Origin of the sequence: Pseudomonas sp. MD195_PC81_125 (assembly GCF_014060985.1) — a bacterium.
Taxonomy (GTDB): Bacteria; Pseudomonadota; Gammaproteobacteria; order Pseudomonadales; family Pseudomonadaceae; genus Aquipseudomonas; species Aquipseudomonas parakoreensis.
In genome coordinates this window covers 1-917 of the sequence record NZ_JABULD010000784.1, presented here as the reverse complement: position 1 = coordinate 917, position 917 = coordinate 1, and the positions used below count along the sequence as shown (strand labels likewise).

The 917-nt window shown below is 58.8% G+C and carries 1 protein-coding gene; it reads right to left on the bottom strand.

Annotation, left to right across the window (positions count from 1 at the left end; translation table 11 throughout):
- The coding region (locus HT737_RS29260; RefSeq protein ID WP_182404564.1) for a right-handed parallel beta-helix repeat-containing protein at positions 1-917 on the bottom strand (917 nt) is incomplete at both ends.

Sequence of the window (917 nt, the reverse complement as noted above, 5' to 3'; positions counted from 1 at the left end):
GTTACGAATGCGGATGCCGTGGCGCTTGTTGCTGATGACCTTGTTGCCCCACAGCAGGTTGTCGGCGGACTCGTAGAGCGTGATGCCGTCCGTGTGGTTCTTGTAGATCTCGTTGTAGGCAATGATGTTGTTGACGCTGTTACGGTCGATCACCAGGCCCGAGAGGTGGTTGTCGTAGCTCTTGTTGTTGAAGATGAAGCTGTCGTTCACCTCACGGGAAATGATGATGCCGTGCTTCTTCTTCGTGCCGTGGACGGTGTTCTCGGCAATGATCAGACCGTGGGAACGGTCGTGCGGGTCGATGCCGTAGACGATGTTGTCCTTGTAGGTGTTGCCCTTGACCACGAAGTCGCGGGTCTCGTAGCAGTAGAAGCCGTACCACATGTCGGAGAACTCGGAGCCGACGATCCAGCCGGTCGGCTCGGGACGCTTGAGGACCTTGGCCATGTTCGGCGTGTACTGGGAAATACTCACCCCGTACGACTTACTGTTGGCGTAGCCGAAGCTGGCCATCTTGCTGTTGACGATGTAGGTCTCGGTGCCGCCCCAGGCCAGCAGGAACGGACGGAATTCCTTCGGCGAACGGAAGGTGGCCGGGCCGTTGTCCTTCTCGCGCCAGCCAGTGACTTTGGTGTCACGCACAAACAACTGACCGTCGTTGACCAGGAACGAACCGGCCTCTTGCGACAGGCGCAACTCCTGGGTCTGACCATCGATTTCGAGGATGCCTTTGCGGCCGACCACAATCGGCAGCTTCGCCAGGTACACGCCCGGCGAGGTCTCGCTGAAGTACTGCTTGGGCAGCTTCTGCGCCAGATCCTTGAGGTTCAGGTAACCGTCGTCGACGAAGATCGCCTGCGGGATACCGTGCTGACGCACCACCCATTCGGCCATCTTGTTGTCGCCGCCGATGAAGT